Genomic DNA, 26787 nt, shown 5'->3' on the forward strand with positions numbered 1-26787 from the left:
GTGGAGAGAGCGGCAGGCAGGGTTAACGCTAGTCTTCTAATTTGCGCGCTTCGGAAATCAGCATGATCGGCACCCCGTCGCGGATCGGGTAGGCGAGCCCTGCGCTTTCGGACACCAGCTCGTTGCGGGCGCGATCGTAGGAAAGACGTCCCTTCGTCAAGGGGCAGACCAGCAGCTCAAGCAGCTTGGGATCGGCATTGCTCATCCTGTCGTCCATGGCGGCGATCCTACTGCAGCACAGTACCGGCCTCGCCCGAGCCCTGGGCAAGAACGATCTCGGTGATGGCGATCAATGTTTCGGCCCGCGTCCTCAGGTCAGGCGCTTCCAGCAGCGCCTGCTTTTCGGCGGGACCAAAGGGAGACATCATGGAAAGCGAATTGACGAGGACACGATTGCCTGCGCGCTCCACGCTTTCCCAATCCGCTTCCAGCTGGTTCGCATCCAGAAACGCGCGGAACACCCGCAGCAGATTTTCGCGGTCCACAGCGTCCTCATCATACTCGCCGGAAAGATCGGCGATGAAGGGCGCGTGCCGGAAACTGCGATAGGGCTTGCCCACATCCACCTCTTCCAGCAGGCGGAAGCGGCAGATGCCGGTGAGCGAAATGACATAACGCCCATCCCCGGTTTCCGAAAAAGAAGTGATGCGACCAAGACATCCGACAGCACTCAAAGGACCACCATCATGCCCCCCCTCAATCACGTGAAGGGCCGGCTGCACCATGCCGATGACCCGGTGGCCGGCCAGTGCCATATCGATCATGGCGAGGTATCTAGGCTCGAAGACATTGAGCGGCAGGTGGCCTTCCGGCAAAAGCAGCGCGCCCGACAATGGAAATACCGGCACAGTTTCCGGCAAATCGTTGTTCTTCACATATCTCGCATTTCCGACATGCATGGGATCAAGCCCCCTGTTCACCGCTGCCCGGCCGGCGGATCAACCGCCATGGCCGGGATATGCCCGCATTACGAAAACAAGATCGCCGAAAGCTTCCGGCGCCCGGCCACACTTGCCGGATCCTTGAAGCCCCAGGCCTCGAAAAACTCCAGAAGCTGGCGGCGTGCGCCGTCATCATCGAAGGTTCTGTCCTTGCGCATGACATAGAGCAGATGGTCCGCTGCCTCATCCCGCCGCCCCTGGGCGTTGAGGACCTTGGCAAGCTTCACACGCGCCTCGTAATTATCGGGATCGAGCGCGAGATCACGTTCCAGCGCCACCGGGTCGCCAATCTTGCGGGCTTCTTCATATTGCGCGATCTTTTTCGAGACGAGCTGAATGCCTGCATCTGCGGCCACTTCCGCCGGCAGGGACGAGAGAAGTTCGCTTGCCCGTTCATATTGTCCAACGGCAATCATGCATTCGGCAATACCAGCGATTGCGGCGGCGTTTTCGGGATCGGCCTGCATAACCGCGCCGAACAATTGTGCCGCGCCATTATGATCGCCATCCGCCAGAAGCTGCTTTGCCTCTGCCAGAACCGCTTCGATCTCAGCCTTCGGATCACCCGCATCAGGTCCGGCGATCTTGTCGATGAACTGCTTGATCTGGCTTTCCGGTACCGCGCCCATGAAGCCGTCCACCGGCCTGCCATCCAGGAAAGCAACGATGGCGGGAATGGACTGGATGCCGAGTTGGCCTGGAATAGACGGGTGATCGTCGATATTCAGTTTCACAAGCTTCACGCGGCCATTCGCCTCGTTTACTGCCTTTTCGAGAACCGGCGTCAGCTGCTTGCACGGGCCGCACCACGGTGCCCAGAAATCCACCAGAACCGGCTGGTGGCGCGATTCCTCGAGAACATCCTTGGAGAAGGCCGCCGTTGTGGTGTCCTTGATGTGACCGGAAGACGCGCCGTTCAGCTCCCCGCTATATTGTGCGTTGCCGGACATCTGCCCGCCATAGGAACTGCCGTAAGGATTGTTCGTGCCGCTCATGCCGGTCTCCCGTAATCTCTGTCGTATTGTCTTGGTTGAAGCAAAGATCGTATCTCACTCGCTGACTTTCAAGACAAGCGGCGTGTGGCCGGTCGCCTCCAGAAAGCGAATGAGGTCCTTGTTTCCTATCGTCGTCGTCTGGTCGTTGGAAAGCGGGTGACCGTTGATCAGCTCATTTTCCAGAAGATCGCTGTCGAGTACGAAGGTAACCTGCCCACCGGTGTCGTTGATGGCGCCGAAAACCGTGACAGATCCCGGCACGACACCCAGATATTCAAGCATTTTTTCCGGCCTGCCGAAGGATACGCGGCTTGCCGCGCCAATCGTCTTGTGAACGCTTTTCAGATCGACGACCGCGTTCTCCTCAACGGTCAGAACGAAATATTGATCCTTCTTGTCCTTCACAAAAAGGTTCTTCGTGTGGCCGCCCGGGATTAGATCACGCAACGACTGGGATTCGGCAACGGTATAGACAGGCTCATGCTGTTTTGTCTTATGCTCGATGCCGAGCCCGTCCAGAAACGCGAACAAGTCCGCTGCCGTCTTCGGAGAATTTTCCGCCATATCCTGCCGCCTGCCTTTGCCGATTCCGATATCCTCTCCGTCATGATTAAGGGGGCAACCGCGGCTTGGCAACGCGTGAAAAAGCGACGGCGCGAAAATTCCCAATCATTTCCGCCGCTTGTCGCATTTCTCAAAGAAATTTTCGCGTTTTTGTCATTTCCCTGTTGCATTCCAAAATCGATTGAGCGATATAGCGCCCGTCGCCGCATTGCGGTGGCCCACGGTTCAGCGTACTACCCCGGACCGATGGATTTGAGCGGGTGTAGCTCAGGGGTAGAGCACAACCTTGCCAAGGTTGGGGTCGAGGGTTCAAATCCCTTCGCCCGCTCCAAAATTTCCCAGGACACAGTTATTTGCGTTATTTCGATTGCTTATGAAGACGCCGCTCCTGCTCTGTCGGCTTGGCGTGGATGATTTTTATCGGGCGACGTGTAATCAGGCGGAACTTATGGCGAGGATATCCGTTTTGGACCCGAGGCTCCTAACCTCAGTTCCCCTCTGAATTGCCCGCCGCGAGCGGGCATTTTTTTGTCGCCCCGTCAAAATACCATTTCGCCTAGGGAACAGCTTCCGGGTGCATCGCGTTTTCCTGCGTTGTTCAACGCGAGGGGATAGCTCATGTCCTTAGATCTCAGACGAACTTGTGTGATTGCGGTATTTGCCGTCCTGTCCATTCCGGCCGCGTCTTTCGCCGCCGACATGATCACTTATGGCAGGGAACCGGCTCCGAAATACAAAGTACACCATCATCCGCGTGCCGTTGCAAATGTCTATGCTGCTGGCGCGCCCTTACGCTGCAACGAGAACATCGTGTCTTACCGCTCCCCCTACGAGCGGCATACGGAAGTGGTTACTCTCTGCCATCCGCCGCTAAACTGGCAAACAGAGTCTTCTACTGCAACAATATGGTCGCCTTGATCTTGTCATAATTCATTTGATGTGCTTTTGTTCGCTCGCCCTTGTGGGAGGGGGTAAAGGTTGAGACCCGCTGGCTGTTTCGATACGGCAAGCGGGTTTCCCTTTTTTTGGCGTCCGGCCAGCCGCAGGCAGTGCGAGGAATGCCGCAAATTCTCAACGTCCGTCCAGAAGAAGACGCGAACTTTGCTTTTCTCATTGAAGATGAATGGTAGCGGGAGAGGGACTTGAACCCCCGACACGCGGATTATGATTCCGCTGCTCTAACCACCTGAGCTACCCCGCCACAGGGAAAACGTGACGGCCATGTGACCGTCCGCTCCATCAGGATGAGCGGCTTATAAGGTGCCGCTCCCCAAAGTGTCAAGCGCATGACGCGCAAAAAATTCGCTTTCCACACGGCGGTGAAAACCGAATTGTTTCAGGCAGCAACCGGCTTTTCCAAAAGCGCCTTCAGCGAAGCCTCGGCGTCCACCGAGCGTTCCGAACGTTCGATGAAACCGCCACCGTAAACGCGGGCATCAGCGCCCGGTGCAGAATAGAGCACGCAGGCCTGACCGGGAGCAACACCCGCCTCGCCGGTCATCAGATCCACGTAGATGCCGTTTTCATCGGCATGTAACATCGCTTCGGTTGGCGGGCGGGTGGAGCGCACCTTGGCGAAGCAGGCAAAGCCCTGCCCGGCCTCGTCCGCAAGCGCGCCATCGCCAAGCCAGTTCATGTCGCGCAGATAGACACGGCGGGTCTCCAGCGCCTCCCGCGGACCGACGATGACCCTGCGGCCACGCGCATCGAGATGCACGACGTACAGCGGCTCTCCAGTCGCGACACCGATACCCCGGCGCTGGCCGATGGTATAATGCACGATACCGTCATGGCGGCCGAGTACGCGCCCGTCCAGATGGACGATATCGCCCGCCAACGCCGCATTCGGCTTCAGCTTGTTGATGATATCGGTATATTTGCCCTGCGGCACGAAACAGATGTCCTGGCTGTCGGCCTTCTTGGCCACGACGAGACCCATATCTTCCGCCAGCGCGCGTGTTTCAGCCTTGGAGAGACCGCCGAGCGGAAACCGCAGATAGTCGATCTGCTCCTGCGTCGTTGCAAACAGGAACCAGCTCTGGTCACGATCGCTATCGATCGGGCGATAGAGCGCGCGGCGTCCCGGCTGGCTTGCCAGGGGATTGGGACGCGAGCGGATGTAGTGGCCGGTCGCCAGCGCATCTGCGCCGAGTTCCTGAGCGGTGGCGAGCAGATCGGCGAATTTTACCGTCTGGTTGCAGGCAACGCAGGGGATCGGCGTTTCACCCATCGCATAGGCTTCGGCAAAGGGATTGATGACGGTTTCGCGGAACCGCGCTTCATAATCCAGCACATAGTGGGGAATGCCGAGCGTTTCGCAGACCCTGCGCGCATCGTCAATATCCTGCCCCGCACAGCAGGAGCCGGCGCGGTGCACAGCCGCACCGTGGTCGTAAAGCTGGAGAGTTATGCCGAGGACGTCATAGCCCTCGCGCTTGAGGATACCGGCCACAACCGAAGAATCGACGCCACCGGACATGGCGACAACGATCCGGGTGTCTTCCGGCCTCTTGTCAAAATCGAGCGTATTCACGTTTTTTCCCATCGTCAGTCATAACGGGGGTAAAGGCCCCGCCGCCTGTCGGTCATCCGCTGCGGGAGCCTCAGTCGAAAAAAGACTGTCCTGCCTCGCCAGCATACGGATTTAAGGGCTGCATATAGAAAGGAATGGCCGCGCACGCAAGTACGGGGCGGAAAACCGCCCCGTAAAGCCATCAGAGTGAGGTGGTGACCGGCTGCTAAGCGCCCGCCGTCTTCTGGCCGCTGCTGCCAATCCACTTGTCGCGCTCCCTCCACAGGGCCGGCAAAGCCAGCAAGCCTATTGCGGTAAGGGCGATCAGCGTCTTGCTGACCTGCGAAAGTTCGGCCGTACGGCCATCCAGATAATAGACGCCATAGACGATGGCCACATGCCAGACATAGACCTGAAGCGAATGGCGGCCGAGCAGCTGCAGGAATTTCAGCGAGAGCACCCAGATCACGCCCTCCGCAATCGAGCGGACGATCGGGCGGTGATGCTTCGGACCGGCAATCACCAGCCAGGTAAGACCCACACCAACAGCAAGGAAATTGATGAGGTAGACCGGACCGAAATCGGCGCGGATTTCCATGGTGGAGAACTTGCCCATCACGAATTCCGGCATCAGGCCCCAGGCGGTTGCAATACGAAGCGGCATGAAAAACAGGCAGATGAGAAGTGCCGCCTTCGGAAGCCATGTTTGCTGCGGTGAGAAGATCGCCTTCCACGGAATGCGGTTCTGCGCCGTCATCGCGCCCAGCACCAGCGCTGAGTAGAACACAAGCTGCCAGCCGAGAAGGTTGAAGCTGACACGGATACCCTGCTCGTCGGCACCCTTGACGAGTTCATTGAGCGGCGTCGTCACAATCTGCTGAAGACCGAGCTGGCCGGCCATCCAGACCAGCAGCGAGCCTGCCATGACATAAGCCCATTTGCCGTCGAGGCAGAGTTTAACGAGGATGGGTGCGAACAGCATGTAAACGATGTACTGCGGCAGAATATCCATGAATGTCGGCTGGAAGAGGAATGTCGCAATCGCCGCCAGACGCAGCGGATCGTCGAACGATGTCATGCCCAGCCAGTTGTACCAGATATAGGGCGCATGCGGGATGACCATGCGGAAGAACAGCACGGCGATGACCAGACCCATCGCATAGCGATAGAGCTCCATCGCCCGGTTCCAGATCATCTGTTTGCCGGCATCATAGCCATACTTCATCATCTTGCGGGCATAGACCATGCCGATCAGCAGACCGGACAGAAAGACGAAGCCCTGCGCGTCTTCCACGAAGGCAAACTGGCGGTGATTGATTTCCACCAGCCAGAAACCGCCTGCAAACACCAGATGGTTGATCAGCATGAAGACGAGGAAGTAACCACGCATCCCGTCGATCAGGTCAAAGCGTTTCATCTCGATAGCTCTCCGTTCTCGCGGGCCGTGCATTGCCCGGCCACCCAGCCCGGCTTGCGGGAGGCGGGCCGGGAATTGGATTGTCAACGCTGTTTTGCGCCTGTGGTTCCCTTCCCAAAGCGGTTTAGAACCGGCGCGAAAAGTAACATTGACGTGTACGCATGCTGGTTAGGATGCGCGGACTGAACACCGGATGAATGAAAAACGGCAATTCCGTGGAGCAAAAAAGCTATGCGCCAGCGCCACACCTCGACAAAGAGGGCGCAAACACCTGCATGGCAGGGAAAACGCGGGCAGCCACTCGCGGGGCGATACAGATATCACCCGTTAGATTTATCAGTCATTTTTTTGGAGAGTTGCGATCTGCCACCGCGATCACTGAAGTATCGACGAAAGACGATGTCGCGGCATCACGCATCGCGACACGCAAAAGCCCGGAGGTTGGTAAAACCTCCGGGCTTTTTCATTCAGATAAGACTACGCGTCGTCTCAGGCAGCGGCCTGAATGGCGGCGACCTGCCAGTTGTCGTTACCGCCACGGCGCACGAAGGTCCACATTTCCACCGCTTCGGACGGATGCTGCTCGTCCCCTTCGATCACCTTGCCGGAGGTGCGGTCGCGCATAATGTCGATGGCGGAGTAGCGCATGGCTACCGTCGCATAGTCCTGGCCCTCTTCGTGCCAGGCTTCGGCAACATCGCCCTGCAGCAGCGTTACATCGCGCACGTCGTTTTTCACGCCGCTCGTCGCGTTGTCGCTCAGTTCCTCAGCAAGATAGGACATGGCTTCCGGCGTCGTCAGCTTGCGCAACGTGCCGTAATCTTCAGCCCCATAGGCAGCCTGAACATCCTGCAGCATTTTCTGGAAGACTTCGAGATCGCTCTGGGTAATGCCAATTTCGTCACCTTCGGACATTGCATTGGCATGTGCCACCGGCTTTGCGGTTGCCGCAGTAGCCGCAGCTGCGCCGCCCGCAGCACCGGCAAGCGCGCCGATCTTCGGAATCTTGAACGAGGATGCGGAAGGACCTGCCTGCGGGCCGCCATTAAAGGAGGAGCCGGAATGATCCGTGCGCTGCGATCCGCCTGCGCCACCGAAAGCCGGCTGGCCCTGACGGCGCGACGCGAAGAAACGCATGGCGAACATGACCAGAAGGCCAATCAGCGCCACCTGCAGCAACATACCGAAGAAACCGGCCATGCCGCCGAAACCGCCGCCCATGAGCATGCCGAACAGGCCACCCATCAGCAGTCCGCCCATCAAGCCACCCATCATGCCGCCAAACAGGCCACGGCTCTGCTGCGGTGCCTGCGCACCGGGACGCGCCGGCTGTGCAGCACCGGGCGCCGCCTGGTTCTGCTGGGTGTTCGGCGTCATGCTACGGTTGATCGGCGCGGTCTGGCCGGGGGCGGTGCTGGTCGACGGCGGCGCGGAAAACGTCCTTGTGCCGCGGCTACCGAAACCGCCGCTCGCACGGCGGGCTTCCGCCATATCGACGGCTACGAAAGATACCGCGATACCAAGCGCGGCGACTGCGAACAAACCTTTGAAGCGCCGAAAGGCAGCAAACATCACTATCTCCTGTTGGCCACCCTCCCATGAGCGGCGTATCAGCACGCGATATAGCAACTCATGATCATCATTTTTAGTATGCTCACCTTAAATTTTTCGTGATATGCAACCAAAGAGAGAAACACGCACATATTTCGGTGAAACCGGCGGTTCAGAAATAAAAAAACCGGCACAGGGTTTCCCCTGCACCGGCCCTTATTGTCCCCTTGGGAGGAACGATAGGTATCATTCGATGTTGAATGTCAGCGGCCTGACCTGGCGGATTGCCGGGTTGGCGCGCAGCTTGTCCAGCACGTCTTCGGAAACCGGACCATCGACATAAAGAAGCGCGATGGCGTCGCCGCCTTCCTTTTCACGACCGAGCTGGAAGTTAGCAATGTTGACGCCGGCCTCACCAAGCGTGGTGCCCATGAAGCCGATCATACCGGGAACGTCGGTGTTGGTGATGTAGATCATGTGCGATCCAACATCCGCATCCATGTTGATGTTCTTGATCTGGATGAAGCGCGGCTTGCCATCCGAGAACACCGTACCAGCAACCGAGCGAACCTGGTTTTCAGTCTTGACCGTCAACTTGATGTAACCGTCGTAAACGCCGGTCTTGTCACGCTTGACCTCGGACAGGATAACTCCCTTTTCCTTGATCATAACAGGCGCGGAAACCATGTTCACATCCGCAACCTGGCTGCGGATAAGGCCTGCCAGCAACGCGCTGGTCAGCGCCTTGGTGTTCATGTTGGCGGTTGCGCCATCATAAAGGATTTCGATTTCCTTGGTGGCGCTTTCCTGCACCTGACCGACGAAGGAGCCGAGAACATCCGCCAGACGGATGAAGGGCTTCAGGCGCGGTGCTTCTTCCGCCGTGATCGATGGCATGTTGATGGCGTTGGAGACGGCACCCTTGACCAGATAATCCGACATCTGCTCGGCAACCTGAAGCGCAACGTTTTCCTGTGCTTCCGTGGTCGAAGCGCCGAGATGCGGCGTGCAGACGACATTGGGAAGACCAAAAAGCGGGCTTTCGGTGGCAGGCTCGACTTCGAAAACGTCAAAGCCTGCACCGGCAACATGGCCGGACTTGATGGCGTCGGCAAGAGCCGCCTCATCCACCAGACCGCCACGGGCGCAATTGACGATGCGTACGCCCTTCTTGGTCTTGGCAAGGTTTTCGGCATTGAGGATGCCGCGTGTCTTGTCGGTCATCGGCACATGCAGGGTGATGAAATCGGCCTGCGCCAACAGCTCGTCCAGCTCAACCTTCGTTACGCCCATTTCCTGCGCGCGTTCCGGCGACAGGAAGGGATCGTAGGCCAGAACGTGCATTTTCAGGCCAAGTGCGCGCGAGCAGACGATGGAGCCGATGTTGCCGGCACCGATGACGCCGAGCGTCTTGCCGGTGATTTCGACACCCATGAATTTCGACTTTTCCCACTTACCCGCCTGCGTGGAGCTATCGGCAGCCGGAAGCTGACGCGCGACGGCGAACATCAGCGCAATCGCATGTTCGGCAGTGGTGATAGAGTTGCCGAACGGCGTGTTCATGACGATGATACCGCGGCGCGAGGCGGCCGGGATATCGACGTTATCGACGCCGATGCCGGCGCGGCCGATGACCTTGAGATTGGTCGCCGCTTCGATCAGCTTTTCGGTCGCCTTTGTGGCGGAACGAATGGCAAGACCATCGTAATTGCCGATGATTTCAGCCAGCTTGTCCTTGTCCTTGCCGAGTTTCGGCTGGAAATCGACTTCGACGCCACGATCACGGAAAATCTGGACGGCGGTTTCCGACAGTTCGTCGGATACGAGTACGCGAGGTGCCATGGTTCAGGGGCTCCTTGAAAAACGGTGCAGTTTTAAAAGCGGGGAAATCGGCGGCCCTGCATCAACGCAGGGCCGTTATCAAAATCAGGCGGCAGCCTTGGAAAGTGTTGCCTTCTGCGTCTGGTAGGCCCAGGCGAGCCAGGGCATGACGGCTTCCATATCGGCCGTCTCGATGGTTGCGCCGGCCCAGATGCGCAGACCGGACGGTGCGTCACGATAAGCGCCGATATCGAGGGCGACATTTTCCTTTTCGAGCAGGGCAACGATGCCCTTGGCGAAATCCGCCTGCGCAGCAGCATCCAGCGCCTGTACGTCGGGATCGACTATCTTCAGGCAGACGGAGGTGTTGGAGCGGGTTTCCGGCTTGACGGCCAGGTTGGCGATCCAGTCGTTCTTCTCGATGAAGTCGTAGATGACCTTGGCATTGGCATCGGCACGGCCAATCAGCGCCTTCAGGCCACCAAGGTTCTTCGCCCACAGCAGCGCGTCGATATAATCCTCAACGCAGAGCATGGACGGTGTGTTGATGGTTTCGCCAGTGAATATGCCTTCGATGAGCTTGCCGCCGGAGACCATGCGGAAGATTTTCGGCAGCGGCCAAGCCGGCGCGTAGCTCAGGAGACGCTCGACAGCGCGCGGCGAAAGGATGATGACGCCGTGGCCACCCTCGCCGCCCAGAACCTTCTGCCAGGAGAAGGTTACGACGTCGAGCTTTGCAAAGTCCATATCCTGCGCGAAGGCCGCCGAGGTGGCATCGCAGATCGTCAGACCCTTGCGGTCAGCAGGAATGAAATCGGCATTGGGAACGCGGACACCGGAGGTGGTGCCGTTCCAGGTGAAAACCACATCGCGGTCGAAATCGACTTCTGCCAGGTTCGGCAGCAGGCCGTAATCGGCCTCCAACTTGCGTACGTCCTTCAGCTTCAGCTGCTTGACGACATCGGTAACCCAGCCGGCACCGAAGCTTTCCCAGGCAAGCATATCCACGCCGCGTTCACCGAGCAGCGACCAAAGGGCCATTTCAACGGCACCGGTGTCGGACGCGGGAACGATACCGATGCGATAATCGGCGGGAACATTGAGAATTTCACGGGTGAGATCGATGGCCTGCTTCAGCTTGGCTTTGCCAACCTTGGCGCGATGCGAGCGACCGAGCGGTGCATCGGAGAGAGCATCTAGCGACCAACCGGGACGCTTCGAGCAGGGACCAGAAGAAAAATGCGCATTGCCCGGACGGAGGTCCGGCTTCACTATATCTGTCATTTGACTACCCTTTCAGATAGGCGCCTCTCGTTAGGGAGAGGTGTCCTGACGCCGTTGCTATTCCTCTCACCGGCCTCCGTCAAGCGGAATATGTCGCTACGCATGAGAATTTTAGTCCATATGCGTCATGCGACCAATTGGATACCGCTGAAAACAAAAACCGCCCGCACCCGAGGAGGATGCGAACGGCCTGAAGCTAACAGTCCGGCGTGACGTTTATTTATAAACGGCAGGCTGCAGCGGAATATCGGCAGGCGGCATGTATTGTGCGGTGTCGCAACCGTTGAAGACATAACGGCCGCCGACGCGCACTTCATGCGAATAGAGACCCTTGTCGCGGCCAGGACCGCCACCATTCGCAAAATCGAACATGTCGCCCTTGTTGATCTGGCGGAAGCGGTAACCGACATCTGCCTTCAGATTACAGGTAACATCGATCGACGCACCGGCCATCAGGGCATAGGCGAAGCGCCACTTGCCTCTGCCGCCATGTTCGGTGGTCGGGTCGCAGCCAAGGCCATTGGTGCTGCACGAGGTATTGCGCAGCTTATCCCATTTGACGTAGGAGCCGCCGATACCGCCGCCAACGTAAGGCGTGATGCGGCCATAGGTACCAAGATCGACATAGGCGTTTGCCATCAGCGTGTATGCTCTAAGCGAGCTGAGATCCGCTGAAACGCAGGGACCGGGCACGGAACCACAGCCGCCGATGGTAGACCCTCGGAAATCCGATTTACCCATGTAATCGAAGGTTACGTCGCTGCGGAAATAGTTGTTGAACTGATAACCGACACCGGCGCCAACGACGTAGCTATCCTTGACATTAGCCGTATCGAAATCGGCGAGATAACCACCCGGTCCACCCTGATAATAGTTGGCGCCGCGAAGCTTGTTAAAGGAATAACCGACGTCGCCGCGCAAATACCAGCCGCTCGCCTGCGTTATCTGCACCTCGGGTGCCTCCACATAGGCAGGTGCAGGTTCAGCTTGATAAAGATCGGCAGCGAAGGCGCTCGTGCCGGTCATCAGAACGGCCAGAATGCCGGCCAAAGCGTTTTTCATGACTTCCACTCCAGAAGAGGCACCTGCCGTTGCGGCAGCAAATGCCAGTGAACTGTTCAGTCACGGAGATTGGCGTAAAATGGTTAAGTCCCGATTAACCACGATCATTCACTATATTTATTAGGCAATACTCAAAGAAAAAGCCGACTCGAGAGCCGGCTTTTTCTTTTCACTTGGTAGCGCAATTTATGCAGCCGAGCGGGCATTGGTGATGACGCCGACGAGATCGTTGACGATCTGCTCCACCTTCGCACTATCGTCGCCCTCCGCCATGACGCGGATCAAAGGCTCAGTACCGGAAGGGCGGATGACGAGGCGGCCATTATTGGCCAATGCGCTTTCCGCATCGGCGATCGCCTGCTGCACGATCGGATTTTCCAATGGCTTGCCGCCGGAAATACGGACGTTCTTCAAAAGCTGCGGCACCGGCTCGAACTTGCGGCAAACCTCGCTGACGGTAAGGCCCGAACGTTTGACCTTGGCGAGAACCTGCAAAGCTGCCACCAGCCCATCGCCAGTCGTGCCGTAATCCGACAATACGATGTGGCCGGACTGCTCACCGCCGACGTTGAAATTGTGGTTGCGCATATGTTCGACAACATAACGGTCGCCCACCTTGGTGCGGGCAAGGGTGAGACCCTTGTCGCCAAGGAAACGCTCAAGACCGAGATTGGACATCACGGTTGCGACAATGCCGCCACCACGCAGCGTATTGTCGGAAGCCCAGCTATCGGCAATCACCGCCATGAGTTGATCGCCATCGACGATCTCGCCGCGTTCGTCGACGATGATGACACGGTCCGCATCGCCATCGAGCGCGATACCGATATCGGCCCGCACCTCATGCACCTTTTTCTGCAGGGCTTCCGGGTGGGTGGAGCCGCATTCGAGATTGATATTGATGCCGTTCGGCTCGTTGCCGATGGTAACGACTTCGGCGCCCAGTTCCCAGAGTGCTGCGGGAGCCACCTTGTAGGCAGCGCCATTGGCACAGTCGATGGCGATCCTGAGCCCGCTCAGCGTCACATCACGCGGCAGGGTACGTTTGACGAATTCGATATAGCGGTAGATATCGCCATCCACGCGCTTGGCGCGTCCGATCTCGCTCGGCTTGGCGAGCTGGGCATAGAGATCCTTGTCGAGAAGATCTTCGATTTCCAGCTCAAGCTCGTCGGAAAGCTTGTATCCGTCGGGTCCGAAAAGCTTGATTCCATTATCGGAAAATGGGTTGTGCGACGCCGAGATCATTACGCCGATATCGGCACGCAGCGAGCGGGTCAGCATGGCAACGGCGGGGGTTGGAATGGGCCCGAGCAGGAAGACATCAAGGCCGGCCGCGGTGAAACCTGCGACCAGCGCGTTTTCCAGCATGTAGCCGGAAAGCCGGGTATCCTTGCCGATCACGACACGATGGCGATGATGGCCCCGGCGGAAGATCGTTCCGACCGCAATGCCCACACGCATCGCCAGATCCGGCGTCATGGGGAAGACGTTCGATTGTCCGCGGATACCATCGGTTCCGAAATAACGGCGTGCCATTTGAACTCCAAATCTTTCGGGCATTCCGGCATAGCATAAAACTGCCGGAAGCGTTTTTGGCTAAATGCCACAAACCACGATAAACAGCACGTAAATTACCGCAAAAATGGCTTATATCTTGTTACCAAAACTGAAAAGGCCACCCGGAAAACCGGATGGCCTTTTTCAATAGTCTTCTTGGTCACGCAATCAGTGCGGCTGGGGCTCCATGCCGCCTTCAGCCTCGCCGTCGCCCTTGGCTTCGCCGTCACCCTTGACTTCGCTTGGGCCGTCCTTCTTGGTGCCTGCTTTCGGAACAGCCGAACCACGGCTGCCAGGAGAATCGTCACCCAGATCGCGGGCGGGCTTCTCGCCCCTCAGCAAAGCCTTGATCTCGTCGCCCGTGAGGGTTTCGTATTCCAGAAGACCCTCGGCAATAGCAACGAACCCGTCGTGATTGTCCGTCAGGATACGACGTGCCTCTGTATAGGCCTCGTCGATCAGACGGCGGACTTCGGTGTCGATCGTCTGAGCCGTTGCCTCGGAGACATTCTTGGACTGCGAGACGGAATGGCCAAGGAAGACTTCCTGCTGGTTTTCACCATAAGCGACCTGTCCGAGAGCGTCGGAGAAACCCCATTGCGTTACCATGGCGCGGGCAAGCTTGGTGGCCTGCTCGATATCCGAAGATGCGCCGGAGGTGATGTTTTCCTTGCCGAAGGTCAACTCCTCCGCAACGCGGCCACCCATCATGATCACCAGACGCGATACCATCCATTTGTAACTCATGGAGTAGCGGTCACCCTCAGGCAACTGCATGACCATGCCGAGCGCACGGCCGCGCGGAATAATCGTCGCCTTGTGAAGCGGATCAGCCAAAGCAACCTTCAGCGCGGTAATCGCATGCCCCGCCTCGTGGTAAGCGGTCAGTTTCTTTTCCGCTTCGGTCATGGCGGAGGAGCGGCGTTCCGCACCCATCATGATCTTGTCCTTGGCGTCCTCGAACTCCTGCATGGTAACCACGCGCTTGTTACGGCGGGCGGCCATCAGGGCGGCTTCGTTGACGAGGTTCATCAGGTCAGCGCCCGAGAAACCGGGGGTGCCACGGGCCAGAACCTTGAGATCGACATTCGGGGCCAGCGGCACGTTGCGAACGTGAACCTTGAGGATGCGCTCACGGCCGACGATATCCGGGTTCGGCACAACGACCTGACGGTCGAAACGGCCGGGACGCAGAAGTGCGGGATCGAGAACGTCCGGACGGTTGGTGGCGGCGATGAGGATAATGCCTTCATTTGCCTCGAAGCCGTCCATCTCGACCAGCAGCTGGTTCAGCGTCTGTTCGCGTTCGTCATTGCCGCCGCCGAGACCGGCGCCGCGATGACGACCCACGGCGTCGATTTCGTCGATGAAGATGATGCACGGCGCATTCTTTTTGGCCTGCTCGAACATGTCACGCACGCGGCTTGCGCCGACGCCGACGAACATTTCCACGAAGTCAGAACCGGAAATGGTGAAGAACGGCACATTAGCTTCACCCGCGACGGAGCGCGCCAGTAGCGTCTTACCGGTACCTGGAGGGCCGACCAGCAGCACGCCGCGCGGAATCTTGCCGCCGAGGCGCTGGAACTTCTGCGGATCGCGCAGGAATTCCACGATTTCCTCAAGGTCCTGCTTGGCTTCATCCACACCTGCGACGTCGTCAAACGTCACGCGGCCGTGCGCTTCCGTCAAAAGCTTGGCCTTTGACTTGCCAAAGCCCATCGCGCCGCGCGAACCACCCTGCATCTGCCGCATGAAGAACAGCCAGACACCGAGGATGAGGAACATCGGCAAAAGCGTGCCGAGATAGCTCAAAAAACCGGAAGAACCGTCGCTCTCGGGACGCGCGACGATGGTGACGTTCTTGCTCTGCAAGCGCTCCATCAAGCTGTCGTCGATCACGGGGGAATAGGTCTGAAAGGCCGTGCCGTTTTCGGTATAGGTTCCGAGAACCCGGTTACCGGTGACGGTCACGTCGCGAACTCGCCCGGAATCCACATCGCGAAGAAACTGGGAATACGGAATTTCCCGCGAACCCGTTTGCGTCGGCGAAGTCTGGAACATGCTGAACAAAGCGATCAGCAAGAGGGCAATCACGGCCCACAAGGCGAAATTTCTGAAATTTGGGTTCATCGAACTCCCCGAACTCACACGGACATGTTTGCTGCCCGCTATTACTCGCCCCTAACATAAGGACGACATATGCCGTTGCCAAGGCAAAGGGCGTTATCTGATGCGTTTTGGTGTAAAAACTATTCCAAGGCAATTCACGAAAAAGAGGCCGGATTTAAACCGGCGGCTGTGGATAGGCCACACGGCCGAATAAAACCGCGATGGCATTCGCCAACTCAAGGTCGAAGCGCGGCAGAAAAAGATCGAAGGGGGCAAGCCTCGGCACGATACTGATGGCGCCCTCTGGAGAGGCCCGACCGGGAACCAACGCGGCGATTTGCGGCAAGATCGCCATCGCCTGTTTTGCAATCCCTGGCGGCACCGCTGGAAAAAGTGCTGCCGCATCCGCAACGCCACCCGTCCTGCCCGCCGCAATATTGACTGGAAAAGCCGATGTGTTTTTCACAAGGAAACGATCGTCCCAAAGGCCCTGCCCACCAGCCTCGACTTGCAGCTCCGGCACATTCCGGTGCTCGCGGAAAAGATAAAGCCCGTCCTTTCGGCGATCGAGAAGAACGCGGCCAACCGTTATCCGTCCGTTCTCGCCAGTTTTGAGAAACTGCAAAACCCGATCCATGCTGCTGGCCGCTGGAAAATAAGCTCTTCCACCGAGATTAGCGATGAGCACCGCTAGCCCGTGCCGAAATTCGGGAAGATCGGGCATCAGGCCTTCAACCGACAATCTGGCGAGCGTGGCGTGAAAGACTTCTACGTTTTGTTGGAGGAAAAAGGCGGTTTTCTCTGAATATGCCTGCCGTTTGACAGCGGCCTGCGCATCCAACGGCGGCGGAGAGTCGGAAAGCGACTGCCGCACACGAACCCGCTCGTAGCGCGCGTTGTCATTGCTCGGGTCGTCAAACCAGCCACGCGAGCGAGATGATACGAAATCGCGGATTTCCTGTCTTTCACAGATCAGGAACGGCCGCATGATCCAGAGGCGTCCATCGTATAGGACAGCGTCTGCCATGCCGGCGAGGCCGAGATTTTCGCTGCTGCCGCTTCTTGCGGCACGCATCGCCACGGTTTCCCGCTGGTCGCCAAGAGTATGCCCCGTCACGACGACATCGGCTCCAATGTCGCGCGCAACGTCGGCAATCAGACTATATCGGGCAAGACGGGAGGCTTCGGAAATGCCGGAAGCGGGTTTGGGGCCATTCCATTTGCGCACGGCATGCGGGATACCGAGTTCCGCGCAGAGCAAGGAGACCTTGTGAGCCTCATCAGCGGATTCCGCCCTTAGGGCATGGTCGACCGTGACGGCGGAAAGCTGCACCCGGTCGGGGCCTGCCTCCGCCCTCGCCTCATGCAATGCAAGCAACAGACCGGTGGAATCGCTACCGCCGGAGATTGCGATGAGAATATGGACGGGTTTGCGAAGATTTTCGACGAAGGACCTTGCCGCAGCGAGCGGCGCAACCGTCTTTTCGTTCAAAATGCGGACATCAACCGGCATGGAAAGACCGCCGCCATGGCAGGAGAAAGATCAGCAGCTCAGCCGCTTCTGTTCGCTGGCAACCTTGTTCAGCACAGTCTTTGAAGCACTGGGATAACGCTTCGGCACTTCGCGCAGCGTGGCGCAGGCGGTCTCGGTGTTGTCCAGAGCTGCAAGCGACATGCCGAGCTTCATCAGCATTTCCGGCGCTTTCGGAGACTTGCCATAGGTCTGATGGCCGTTCAGGAAGGTTTTTGCGGCCTCGTTGAACTTGCCCTGCGAATATTGTGCCTCGCCCAGCCAGAAGCTGGCATCAGCGGCCTTGGTGCCCTTGGGGTAACCCTGGAGATATTGCTGGAACCCCTGCTCCGCCAGCTTATAATCGCCGGAAAGAACATGGCCGTAAGCAGCCTGATAGATATCGCCCTCGCTGGTGAGTGCTGCGGTGTTGACCGGATCGGTCTTGCGCGAACCGTTGCCGGTGGTAACGCCCGGAAGACTGCCGGAAGAATTGTTGGCACCCTGGTTCAATGAGCCGCCGATCGGCATGCCCTTGGAATCAAGCTCGATGGAGCCAAGCGTCGTCTCTCCCGGTGCACTCGTCGGCGCGTTGGCGGAAGCGGACGGCGAAACGGAAGCGCCACCCTGAGGTGGCGTTTCGATGATCGTTGCAACGTCGTCGCTCGGCGGAGCGGCCGGAGTGGCCTCCGCCTTCTTTTTCGGCGCGGTGGTACTCGCGCCTTTGCCACCTTCCAGTTCCTGGAAGCGGAATTCATTGTCTTCCTGCGCCTTGCGGATCGTTTCCTGCATCTGCAAAAGCTGGAAGCTCATTTCTTCGATACGGCCGTTGAGCTGCCGGATCTGTTCTTCAAGCTGCTGAACCTTATAGGCTTCATTGGCCTGAACCCGCACAATTGGGACCTGCTGAGAGTTGACCGTGCCGAAGCTACCCCCCGCACCAAACAGCGGACCTGAAACGGCTGTGCCGCTCAAGCCGGTGCAGGCTGCAAGCCCCAGCATTCCCGCCACGACAAGTTTCTTCATCTCATTTGCCCTGCCTTAACTGATTTGCACCGGAATGGCGCAAGCCGGATTTTTTCCATATCAACCGAAAAAGCAACTTAACTTCGGCCAAACTATGAAAAAAACGAAAGGCGGCCCATAGACCGCCTTCCATTCGAGATCACAAAAGCGTCAGGCGATTACATGCCTGCGCCACCGAGAACCGTCACAGCGCGGCGGTTCTGCGACCAGCAGGAAATGTCGTCGCAAACGGCGACCGGCTTTTCCTTGCCGTAGGAGATCGTTTTCATGCGGCTTGCCGGAACGCCCTGGGAGGCCAGGAAGTCACGGGTTGCAGCGGCACGACGGGCGCCGAGCGCCAGGTTGTATTCACGCGTACCGCGCTCGTCGGCATGGCCTTCGACGGTGATGGCGTATTTCGGGTAACGGGCAAGCCACTGTGCCTGGCGCTGCAGCGTCTGCTGCGCGTCTGCACGGATGGAAGTCGAGTCCGTATCAAAGAAGATGCGGTCGCCAACATTGACCGTGAAGTCCTGCTGGGAGCCGGGCGTCGCAGAGCCCGCACCGCCGAGACCGAGTTCACCGGCGCTGTTCGGCATGTTCTTCTTGTTCGCGCAGCCTGCGAGAGCAAGAGCGAGCGTCATGGCGATAACAGCCGGATTACGGGCCAGTTTCTGCATCGGGCTGAGTGCCGAAGTGTGTGTACGGCTCATCGCCGGTCTCTCCTTGGGATTGCAATAACGTTGCCAGACACTAACGGATCGAGGTTAATAGCCGACAAACGCATATGGTTAACAGAAAGGAAACGTCCCACTTTTTTGCTCCCTCACAACACTTTGCGGCAAGAAAGAGGCAGTTTCCCATACGGCATGTGTAAAAACATAACGGCGCCGGTTGGGCCGGCGCCGTCATGGCAGTCAATATCAGTCCAGAAGCGGCGACCAGGCCGGGTCCGAAGCGAAGGTGGGAGTCTTGATCAGTTGTTCGTTGTAGCCGGTCAAGTCGATCGAATAGAGCTGCGGACCGCCGGCACCAGCGTTCTGGCGGAAGAACATCAGCACACGGCCGTTCGGCGCCCATGTTGGGCCTTCATTATGAAAGCCGCTAGTCAGAATGCGCTCACCCGAACCGTCGGTTTTCATCACGCCAATCGAGAACTTGCCGCCCGATTGTTTGGTGAAGGCGATCAGATCGCCGCGTGGCGACCAGACCGGCGTGGAATACGACCCGTCGCCGAACGAAATACGCTGCTGTCCTGAACCGTCGGCATTCATCACGTAAATTTGCTGACGGCCGCCACGGTCGCTTTCAAAGGCAACACGTTGCCCATCCGGGGAGAATGACGGTGCAGTATCGATCGCGGACGTGTTCGTCAGGCGCGTCGTGGTTCGTGAGCGCAGGTCCATGGTGTAGATATTGGCGTTACCATCCTGCTGAAGGCTCATGATGACCTTCTGGCCATCCGGCGAGAAGCGCGGCGAGAATGTCATGCCGGGGAAATTACCGACCACTTCGCGCTGTCCGGTTTCCAGCTGCAGCAGGTAAACGCGCGGCTGCTGGCCTTCGAAGGACATGTAGGTGACTTCCTGACGGTTCGGCGAAAAACGCGGCGTCAGGACGATGTCGTTCGAATTGGTCAGGTTGCGGACGTTGAAGCCGTCCTGGTCCATGATCGACAGCTGACGCTTGCGGGCCGTCTTGGGGCCGCTTTCGGAGACGAAAACGACGCGGGTATCGAAGTAACCCTTTTCACCGGTGACGCGCTCATAAATGGCGTCCGCGATGATGTGGGCGACACGGCGCCAGTTTTCCGGCTGCGTGAAGAACTGCTGCCCGGTCATCTGCTGTCCTGCGAAAGTATCCCAAAGGCGGAACTCGGCACGCAGACGGCCATCGCTTTCACGCGTCACGCGGCCCGTTACGAGTGCCTGCGCGTTGATAACCTTCCAGTCCTCAAAACGCGGCTGCTGATCCGGGTTGGCGATTTTTTCGATGAAGGCACTCTTGTTGACTGGCGCGAACAGGCCGGAACGCTGCAGATCGGCAGCAATTACGGCCGACACCTGCGCGCCGATGCCGTCACCCGAGATGAAGTCGGTTATGGCGATGGGCAAGGGTTCGACGTTACCCTTGTTGATGTTGATTTCCACCCGCGCAAAAGCCGGTGCGGAGAAAACCGACATAAGGGCCGCGACAGCGAGCACCAGCCGGATCGGCGAAAATATCTTCATGTTGCCAGGCCTTTCAGCATTCATAGCAATTCACTGGGATCGAAATTCACTACGACTTCGTTCCATGCATCATATTTGTCGGCAGGAAGGTTCGTGAACGGAGCAGAGCGCATGATGGCGCGATAGGCACCACCGGAAAGGGCGCGACGCGTTCCCTCGGAACCGCCAGTTGCCTCGATCTCGGGCCGGCCGATGATGGATCCATCACGGTCAAGCTTCATGGTGACCCGAACGCGAACGTCCGAGGCATCCGCCATGCCGGGAATGATCTGCCAGTTTTTCTGGATTGCGCCACGCAGCGCATCCATTTCCGTCTGGCTGAGCGTCGAACCGCCCGTCGTCTTTTTGCCGCCAAGCGACGCAGTCTCCGTCGAGCGCTTTGCACCACCACCGGAGGGCGCCTGCTTGTTCAAAAGCGCGGCAACATCGTCAGCGTTAAAATCGCTTTCCTTCGACGAGGCGGATTTCGCCGTTTCCTGCTTTTTCTCACCCGGCTTCTTGTCGGAAGGCTTGTCCGTGGACTTTGCCTGATCGGGCTTGGTCTCTGCAGGCTTCTCAGCGGGCTTCTGCTCGGCAGGTTTGGTCTCAGCCTGTTTCGGTACCTCAGGCTTCGGCGGCTCCGGGCGGGAATTCGGGCGCGGCACGTTCGGCGGCACGGGAATTTCGGCCGGTTCCTGCTGCACCGGCGGCGGCTCTTCCGCTTTCGTTTCCTGCGGCGGCGGCTCCGTCTTCGGTTGCGGCGCGATCTCGGGCTTGGTCTGCGGCAAGGCGGCCATTTCCTGCGGCTTCGGAGCCGAGGTCTCTTCCTTGACGATTTCCTTCACCTCGTTCGCCTTGGTGTCGACGACCGGCTGCGGCTTTTCCTGCTTTGGCGGAGCGGCCGCACTGATATTGTCGTTCGGCTTTGTAGTAGGCGTCGGCGGCGCTTCTATATCGGCCACGTTGTTGCCGACATTCTGGGCGTTCGGGACGATATCCGGACGCGTAGTCGGAACCGGGGCCGACTTTTCCGCTTTCGGCGCGTTCTTGTCGCCTTGCTGGATCTGGCTCAATTCCTCGATTGGCACCAGCTCCACAGGCAGGGCCTCAGCCTGCGACACGTCAAGAGGCTCCGGCGAGCCCAGGGAAACGAGGGCGAAAGCCAGAAGCGATGCGTGCACGATCGCGGATGTGGTAAGGCTGCCCTTCATCGCTGACGTCAATTGTCCTGTTTCTGCTGGGTCACAAGGCCGATATTCTTGAAGCCCGCGGCCTGGATACGCGCCATCACGTCCGCGACGACGCCGTAGGCGGCAACGGAATCCGCGCGCACGAAGATGCGTTCGTTATAACCTGTCGTGGCGATTGCCTGCAGCTTGTCGGCCACCTCGGCCGCCTGGATTTCCGTTTCCTGCAAATGGATCTGGCCATTGGCATTGACGGAAATCGTGATCGGCTGCGTGTCCGAATTCAGCGCGTTGGCAGATGTCTGCGGCAGGTCGATCGGAACGCCGACCGTCATCATCGGTGCGGCCACCATGAAGATGATGAGCAGCACGAGCATGACGTCAACCAGTGGCGTCACGTTGATTTCGCTGATCGCGCCGCCCCTGCGACGTCCGCCGCGCCCACGGCGTCCACCGGAACCGCCGCTGCTGCCACCTGCTGACATACCCATAACATCTACTCCATTTTGCCTTGCGGCAAATTACTGCGCGGCGCGCTTATTGGGCTGCCTGCCGCGTCTGAAGTTTTTCATCGATCTGGCGCGACAGGATCGCGGAGAACTCGTCGGCGAAACCTTCCATGCGAGCGGAAAGCTTGTGCGCGTCAGCCGTGAACTTGTTGTAGGCGATAACCGCCGGAATAGCCGCGACAAGGCCGATGGCCGTTGCCAGAAGCGCTTCGGCGATACCCGGCGCCACGACCGCGAGGTTGGTGGACTTCGAACCGGCAATCGCCTGAAACGAGGTCATGATACCAACGACCGTACCGAAGAGGCCGATGAACGGACCGGCAGAACCGATCGTCGCCAACGAACCGAGGCGAGCCTCGTATTGTTCGCCTTCACGAGCAATCGTCACGTCCATTGCCCGGTCGATACGCATTTGCAGACCGATGGGTGAACGGGCGCCGCGTTCAAATGATTTCTTCCACTCCCGCATGGCGGAAACGAAAATTGCAGCGAGACCGACATTCTGGCGTTCTGCCAAAGTGCGGTAAAGCTCCTCGAGCGACTGGCCAGACCAGAAGACCTGTTCGAACTGGTCGAACTGGCGCTTTGCCTTGCCGAAGCTTACGTATTTGTCGAAGACGATCGCCCACGTCCAGACCGAGGCGGCGATAAGTCCAATCATCACGAACTTCACGATGAGGCCCGCCTGCATAAACAGCGCCCAGAGACTTACATCGTGCGTCGCCGCTGCCAAACCTGCCTGTTCCATAAATATCCAATCCCCGAATCCAAACGCCCGGTACGGGACCGGGCGATTCAAACGCGTGTTAACGCTCGAAGCTATGCAGCAACAGCCGCAAACCCCTTTGCCATACCCCGATACTTGCCAGTAAGCCTTACTTGCCAATAAATTTGGTGAAAGGAAGGCGTGCGCCGCACAAATGCCAGTTGCTAAAGTAAGACACCATTATGGTTAAAGGAGTGTTACAACCGCGCCACGTCTGATGGATTTACTGGACCAGCCCCGAACTTACTTCAGGAATTTTTCGGCCACCGTCTCCGGAAGGCGCCTTGGCCGGCCATTGGCATTGATGACGGCGATGATGACCTTGGCGGCAACAAGCAGCGTTTCGCCGCGCCGGATTTCCTGATTGAGCACCATTTTTGCGCCCCCGGCCTTTTCGGTAAGGGTGGTGATCGTCAACACATCATCCATCCGGGCCGGGCTCTTGAAATCGATCTCCATACGATGGACGACGAAAACGAGACCCTCCTCGTCGGCGGTCAGGAGTGCGCTTTGCTCGCAGCCGAGGCAACGCAGGTAGTCGGTTCGACCGCGCTCGAGAAAATGCAGATAGCGCGCGTGATAAACGAGGCCGGAAAAATCCGTGTCCTCATAATAGACCCGCTGGGTCAGGCGGTGCCCATGTTCGATGAGTTCGCCGGAAAGCGAAACCACAAGCTCGCTCATGATATCTCCTTGGAAAGTTCGGCCGCACCTGAACGACCTTCGCGGACGATAAGATGCTCGTGGCGCTGAGGCAGCATCTCGATGCGCTCAGCAATGAAACGGGGTCTGAGATCGTGTTCCAGCAGCGCGGAAGGCTGCGCGGGCAGCCAGCGGAACTCCACCTCGACGCCATCCAGCACGCGATGCACTATATCGCTTTCATGGAACGGCAAAGGCTGGCGCAGCGAAACCAGATAATAAAATGCCAGTTCATGCGCGGCATAATCATCATAGGCGAAAAAATTCTCCGCCGACCAGAGAAGACGCTCGACGGCGCAATCCCGGTCAAGCTCCTCGCCGATCTCGCGGATGATGGTCTGCTCGGAGCTTTCACCGATTTCCGCCCGCCCGCCCGGCAGGGCCCAATAGCTATCCTTGGCGCCACGCTGGACGAGAAGATAGTTGTCGTGGAAAATCAACGCCGCCACACGCATGCTGAACAGCTGCGGCTTGCGGTCCAGCCGGATCATATGGCGCTCAGGGGCAGAAGTCATTTGGCGTCCAGGTCGCCGTCATACCAGACAAGGTGTCTTGTGGTCTCAGGCAGGCGTTCTATTTCATCCGCGATGAAATAGGGCGGAATATCGAGTTCGGTCAATGCCTCACGGGTCGCGGCGACCCAGCGAAACTCGAGCTCGTTATCGCCATCCTGAACGCGATGAATGATATCCGTCGGGTGAAAGGCAAGGGTCTCCGGCAAATCCATCAGGTAATAGAAACCGAGTTCGTGCCAGTCCTTACCCTCATAGTGGAAAAAATTCTCGACCGCCCATAAAAGCCGCCCGATCTTCGCTTCGACGCCAAGTTCCTCTACCATTTCGCGCGCCAGCGTTTCTTGGGAGCGCTCGCCCATTTCGGCGCGGCCACCCGGAAAGGTCCAGAATTTCTCATGGGACGCGCGGTGCACCAACACGTGGCCATCACGAAACGCCAGCCCCGCAACGCGCATCTGGAAAATGCGCTTTGGCTTGAATTTCATGCGAATGCGGGTGTCCTGCGTTTTCGTATCTTCTGTCATTAACTGAACCTGTCGGCTGGAAACATCAAATCGGTTTCCGTCCACCCTAACGCATCAATCTCGGCTTTTCTTGCCTTTGCATCGTCTCCCACAATGAATTCATCCAGTTGTGGCGGCTTGATCATGGTGCCGGACAACATGGCATGCACCTGCCCGCGATGATGCGTCTGGTGCTGGAAGAGATGGGACAACACATCGTCGCATCGATCCTGCTGGATGCGTGTTCCACGATAAATATTGACGTTGGCAGCGAGGCCGTCTTCATCCAGCATGTCGACAAAATCGATCAGTTCTTCGTCCAGTTTCGCTTGGGCAGCATGCAGCTCCGCCATGGTGTCGAAAGGTTCTTCCTCGTCAAAAGCGGCAAGGCCGAGCGTCCCACCTTTGACAGCGTCGATATAAAACAGGTCAACGGTGTAGATGTGGTTCATGGTCGCCCGAAGGGTTGGAAAGAAGCTGACGCGAGCGGCAACAAATTCCTCCTGCAACAGCTGAAGACAAGCCTGATGCAGCCTTAAATTAGCCAGCCGGTTGTTGCGCGCGAGTTTGCGGAAAACCCGCATCGGATCGTAGGCCATCGACGTCCCCTCTCATGGCGCCTGATAACGGCGCTTTTCAATCGACGTGTTCAAGCTCGGACTTGCTCTTCAGAACCTTCGCGCCATCTTCCTGCTCGATAAGATAAGCGGGTTCGTCCTTGCTGGCCTTGCGCTTTATCGTGGAACCGGAAATCGTTTTTTCGACATCATCAGTAAACGTCTCGACGATTTTTCCTTCGCCGGTTCCGTTGCCCCATTTCCAGCGAACCTTCGTACCCTTGCGATATCCGGACATCATCATTTCCTGACCAAAGAAAATCAAATGCGAAGGCGCCGGGCTTGTTCCCTCAATCCTCTTCCAGCGTCAGCCGGAATTGCGCCGCCTCGAGATCTTTAGGAGGCTGCATGCCCAGATGTTTCCAGGCAGTGCCGGTCAGAACGCGGCCGCGCGGCGTGCGCTGGATGAAACCCTGCTGGATCATATAGGGTTCTATGATGTCTTCGATCGCATCACGCGGCTCCGACAAGCCAGCGGCGATGGTCTCGATACCAACAGGGCCGCCGCCGAAATTGACCGCGATCATGGTCAGATAACGCATGTCCAGCTGATCGAGACCCATTTTGTCGACAAGCAACCGCGTCAGCGCTTCGTCGGCAATCTCACGGGTGACGGCTTCCGCCCGTGCCACCTCAGCGAAATCGCGAACCCGGCGCAAGAGCCGTCCGGCAATGCGCGGTGTGCCGCGTGCACGCCTTGCTATCTCGCGTGCGCCATCGTCGGTCATGTTCAGACCCATCAGCCGCGCGCCGCGCCGAACAATCAGTTCCAGCTCATCGACAGTGTAGAAGGCCAGACGGACAGGAATGCCGAAGCGGTCGCGCAGCGGCGTTGTCAGCAAACCGAGACGCGTGGTCGCGGCAACGAGGGTGAATTTGGAAAGATCGATCTTTACCGAGCGGGCCGCAGGCCCCTCACCGATGATAAGGTCGAGCTGGAAATCCTCCATCGCCGGATAGAGAATTTCCTCGACTGCCGGGTTGAGACGGTGGATTTCATCGATGAAGAGCACATCGCGCTCCTCGAGATTGGTCAAAAGTGCGGCAAGGTCGCCAGCCTTGGCGATCACTGGTCCGGAGGTGGACTTGAAGTTGACGCCAAGCTCCTTGGCCATGATCTGCGCCAGCGTGGTTTTGCCGAGACCGGGAGGCCCGACGAACAACACATGGTCCAGCGCCTCGCCACGGTTCTTTGCGGCCTCGATAAACACCTTGAGATTGGCGCGAGCCTCGGCCTGGCCGGTAAAATCGTCCAGCGACTGCGGGCGCATGGTGGTGTCGATATCTTCACCGCGCTTGTCCGCCGAAATCAGTCTGTCCGCATCGCTCATAGAGGGCATTCCATTGTTCTAAACCAATTCAAGAGATGGTCTTCGCCGCTATATCACGACTGTCGCATGAAGGCGCTTCACGAAATTCAGCATCGCACCCGGCTTCGTTCGCT

26 protein-coding genes and 2 tRNA genes are annotated in these 26787 nt (G+C 58.2%); 2 read left to right on the forward strand and 26 right to left on the reverse strand.

The genetic code is table 11. From position 1 onward, the window contains the following. Positions 1-28 precede the first annotated feature (28 nt). The 4 genes from CRP02_RS06920 to CRP02_RS06935 form a co-directional block, all read right to left on the reverse strand. Positions 29-217 (reverse strand): Trm112 family protein, encoded by a 189-nt coding sequence (locus CRP02_RS06920; protein ID WP_003511371.1) that lies wholly within the window; start codon positions 215-217, stop codon positions 29-31. A 10-nt stretch (positions 218-227) separates the two neighbouring features. Next, positions 228-899: an LON peptidase substrate-binding domain-containing protein gene (locus CRP02_RS06925; protein ID WP_003511372.1), complete on the reverse strand. Its 672-nt coding sequence runs from the start codon at positions 897-899 to the stop codon at positions 228-230. A 68-nt stretch (positions 900-967) separates the two neighbouring features. After that, the gene (trxA, locus tag CRP02_RS06930; protein WP_003511373.1) at positions 968-1936 is read right to left on the reverse strand and encodes a thioredoxin; all 969 of its coding nucleotides are present in this window, start codon (positions 1934-1936) and stop codon (positions 968-970) included. A gap of 54 nt (positions 1937-1990) precedes the next feature. Continuing rightward, the gene (locus tag CRP02_RS06935) at positions 1991-2500 is read right to left on the reverse strand and encodes a prolyl-tRNA synthetase associated domain-containing protein (RefSeq protein ID WP_013761810.1); all 510 of its coding nucleotides are present in this window, start codon (positions 2498-2500) and stop codon (positions 1991-1993) included. Between the two features lie 256 nt (positions 2501-2756). Between CRP02_RS06935 and CRP02_RS06940 the strand changes: the two genes are divergently transcribed. Then, a tRNA-Gly gene (locus tag CRP02_RS06940) sits at positions 2757-2831 on the forward strand. Positions 2832-3118: 287 nt separating this feature from the next. Next, the gene (locus CRP02_RS27715; protein ID WP_143539310.1) at positions 3119-3418 is read left to right on the forward strand and encodes a hypothetical protein; all 300 of its coding nucleotides are present in this window, start codon (positions 3119-3121) and stop codon (positions 3416-3418) included. Positions 3419-3624: 206 nt separating this feature from the next. On the opposite strand, the gene CRP02_RS06945 is transcribed toward CRP02_RS27715, so the two are convergent. The 22 genes from CRP02_RS06945 to ruvB form a co-directional block, all read right to left on the reverse strand. Further along, positions 3625-3701 (reverse strand) — tRNA-Met (locus tag CRP02_RS06945). A 135-nt stretch (positions 3702-3836) separates the two neighbouring features. Next, complete coding sequence (mnmA, locus tag CRP02_RS06950) at positions 3837-5033, reverse strand: tRNA 2-thiouridine(34) synthase MnmA (protein WP_097170645.1); 1197 nt, start codon at positions 5031-5033, stop codon at positions 3837-3839. Positions 5034-5238: 205 nt separating this feature from the next. Continuing rightward, the gene (locus tag CRP02_RS06955) at positions 5239-6429 is read right to left on the reverse strand and encodes an OpgC family protein (RefSeq protein ID WP_097170646.1); all 1191 of its coding nucleotides are present in this window, start codon (positions 6427-6429) and stop codon (positions 5239-5241) included. A gap of 489 nt (positions 6430-6918) precedes the next feature. After that, on the reverse strand, positions 6919-8001 hold the full coding sequence (locus tag CRP02_RS06960; RefSeq protein WP_097170647.1) for a Tim44 domain-containing protein: 1083 nt from the start codon (positions 7999-8001) through the stop codon (positions 6919-6921). Positions 8002-8226: 225 nt separating this feature from the next. Further along, positions 8227-9822, reverse strand: coding sequence for a phosphoglycerate dehydrogenase (serA, locus tag CRP02_RS06965; RefSeq protein WP_097170648.1), 1596 nt, complete (start codon positions 9820-9822; stop codon positions 8227-8229). Between the two features lie 84 nt (positions 9823-9906). After that, entirely contained in the window at positions 9907-11085 is a 1179-nt protein-coding gene (locus tag CRP02_RS06970) for a phosphoserine transaminase (RefSeq protein ID WP_097170649.1), read from the reverse strand. Between the two features lie 216 nt (positions 11086-11301). After that, positions 11302-12147, reverse strand: coding sequence for an outer membrane protein (locus CRP02_RS06975; protein ID WP_097170650.1), 846 nt, complete (start codon positions 12145-12147; stop codon positions 11302-11304). Positions 12148-12333: 186 nt separating this feature from the next. Beyond that, positions 12334-13686: a phosphoglucosamine mutase gene (glmM, locus tag CRP02_RS06980; RefSeq protein WP_003511381.1), complete on the reverse strand. Its 1353-nt coding sequence runs from the start codon at positions 13684-13686 to the stop codon at positions 12334-12336. 189 nt (positions 13687-13875) lie between these two features. Next, positions 13876-15840, reverse strand: coding sequence for an ATP-dependent zinc metalloprotease FtsH (ftsH, locus tag CRP02_RS06985; RefSeq protein ID WP_013761814.1), 1965 nt, complete (start codon positions 15838-15840; stop codon positions 13876-13878). Between the two features lie 154 nt (positions 15841-15994). After that, the gene (gene tilS, locus CRP02_RS06990) at positions 15995-17332 is read right to left on the reverse strand and encodes a tRNA lysidine(34) synthetase TilS (protein WP_097170651.1); all 1338 of its coding nucleotides are present in this window, start codon (positions 17330-17332) and stop codon (positions 15995-15997) included. 30 nt (positions 17333-17362) lie between these two features. After that, entirely contained in the window at positions 17363-18355 is a 993-nt protein-coding gene (ybgF, locus tag CRP02_RS06995) for a tol-pal system protein YbgF (protein WP_154963538.1), read from the reverse strand. 158 nt (positions 18356-18513) lie between these two features. Continuing rightward, entirely contained in the window at positions 18514-19047 is a 534-nt protein-coding gene (gene pal, locus CRP02_RS07000; RefSeq protein WP_003511386.1) for a peptidoglycan-associated lipoprotein Pal, read from the reverse strand. 210 nt (positions 19048-19257) lie between these two features. After that, entirely contained in the window at positions 19258-20565 is a 1308-nt protein-coding gene (tolB, locus tag CRP02_RS07005) for a Tol-Pal system beta propeller repeat protein TolB (RefSeq protein WP_003511387.1), read from the reverse strand. 20 nt (positions 20566-20585) lie between these two features. Continuing rightward, entirely contained in the window at positions 20586-21755 is a 1170-nt protein-coding gene (locus CRP02_RS07010; RefSeq protein ID WP_097099924.1) for a hypothetical protein, read from the reverse strand. 8 nt (positions 21756-21763) lie between these two features. Beyond that, on the reverse strand, positions 21764-22222 hold the full coding sequence (gene tolR, locus CRP02_RS07015) for a protein TolR (RefSeq protein WP_003511389.1): 459 nt from the start codon (positions 22220-22222) through the stop codon (positions 21764-21766). 46 nt (positions 22223-22268) lie between these two features. Continuing rightward, positions 22269-22988, reverse strand: coding sequence for a protein TolQ (gene tolQ / locus CRP02_RS07020; protein ID WP_003511390.1), 720 nt, complete (start codon positions 22986-22988; stop codon positions 22269-22271). A gap of 261 nt (positions 22989-23249) precedes the next feature. Next, complete coding sequence (gene ybgC, locus CRP02_RS07025; protein WP_003511391.1) at positions 23250-23690, reverse strand: tol-pal system-associated acyl-CoA thioesterase; 441 nt, start codon at positions 23688-23690, stop codon at positions 23250-23252. Continuing rightward, positions 23687-24223: an NUDIX hydrolase gene (locus CRP02_RS07030; RefSeq protein ID WP_076845448.1), complete on the reverse strand. Its 537-nt coding sequence runs from the start codon at positions 24221-24223 to the stop codon at positions 23687-23689. Before CRP02_RS07030 ends, ybgC begins: the two co-directional genes overlap by 4 nt. Next, positions 24220-24747, reverse strand: a complete 528-nt coding sequence (locus CRP02_RS07035) for an NUDIX hydrolase (protein WP_097170652.1) — start codon at positions 24745-24747, stop codon at positions 24220-24222. Before CRP02_RS07035 ends, CRP02_RS07030 begins: the two co-directional genes overlap by 4 nt. Continuing rightward, positions 24747-25325 carry a DinB family protein gene (locus tag CRP02_RS07040; protein WP_097170653.1) on the reverse strand — a complete coding sequence of 193 codons (579 nt, stop codon included), beginning with the start codon at positions 25323-25325 and terminating at the stop codon, positions 24747-24749. The genes CRP02_RS07035 and CRP02_RS07040 overlap by 1 nt, the downstream gene beginning before the upstream one ends. Positions 25326-25362: 37 nt before the next feature. Then, a complete protein-coding gene (locus CRP02_RS07045) occupies positions 25363-25581 on the reverse strand; it encodes a DUF2945 domain-containing protein (protein WP_075807662.1) in 219 nt (72 codons plus the stop codon). A gap of 52 nt (positions 25582-25633) precedes the next feature. Further along, positions 25634-26674, reverse strand: coding sequence for a Holliday junction branch migration DNA helicase RuvB (ruvB, locus tag CRP02_RS07050; protein ID WP_003511396.1), 1041 nt, complete (start codon positions 26672-26674; stop codon positions 25634-25636). Between the last annotated feature and the right edge of the window lie 113 nt (positions 26675-26787).

This window comes from Rhizobium sp. AN5, assembly GCF_900215255.1.
In the GTDB taxonomy this organism is placed as follows: domain Bacteria; phylum Pseudomonadota; class Alphaproteobacteria; order Rhizobiales; family Rhizobiaceae; genus Agrobacterium; species Agrobacterium tumefaciens.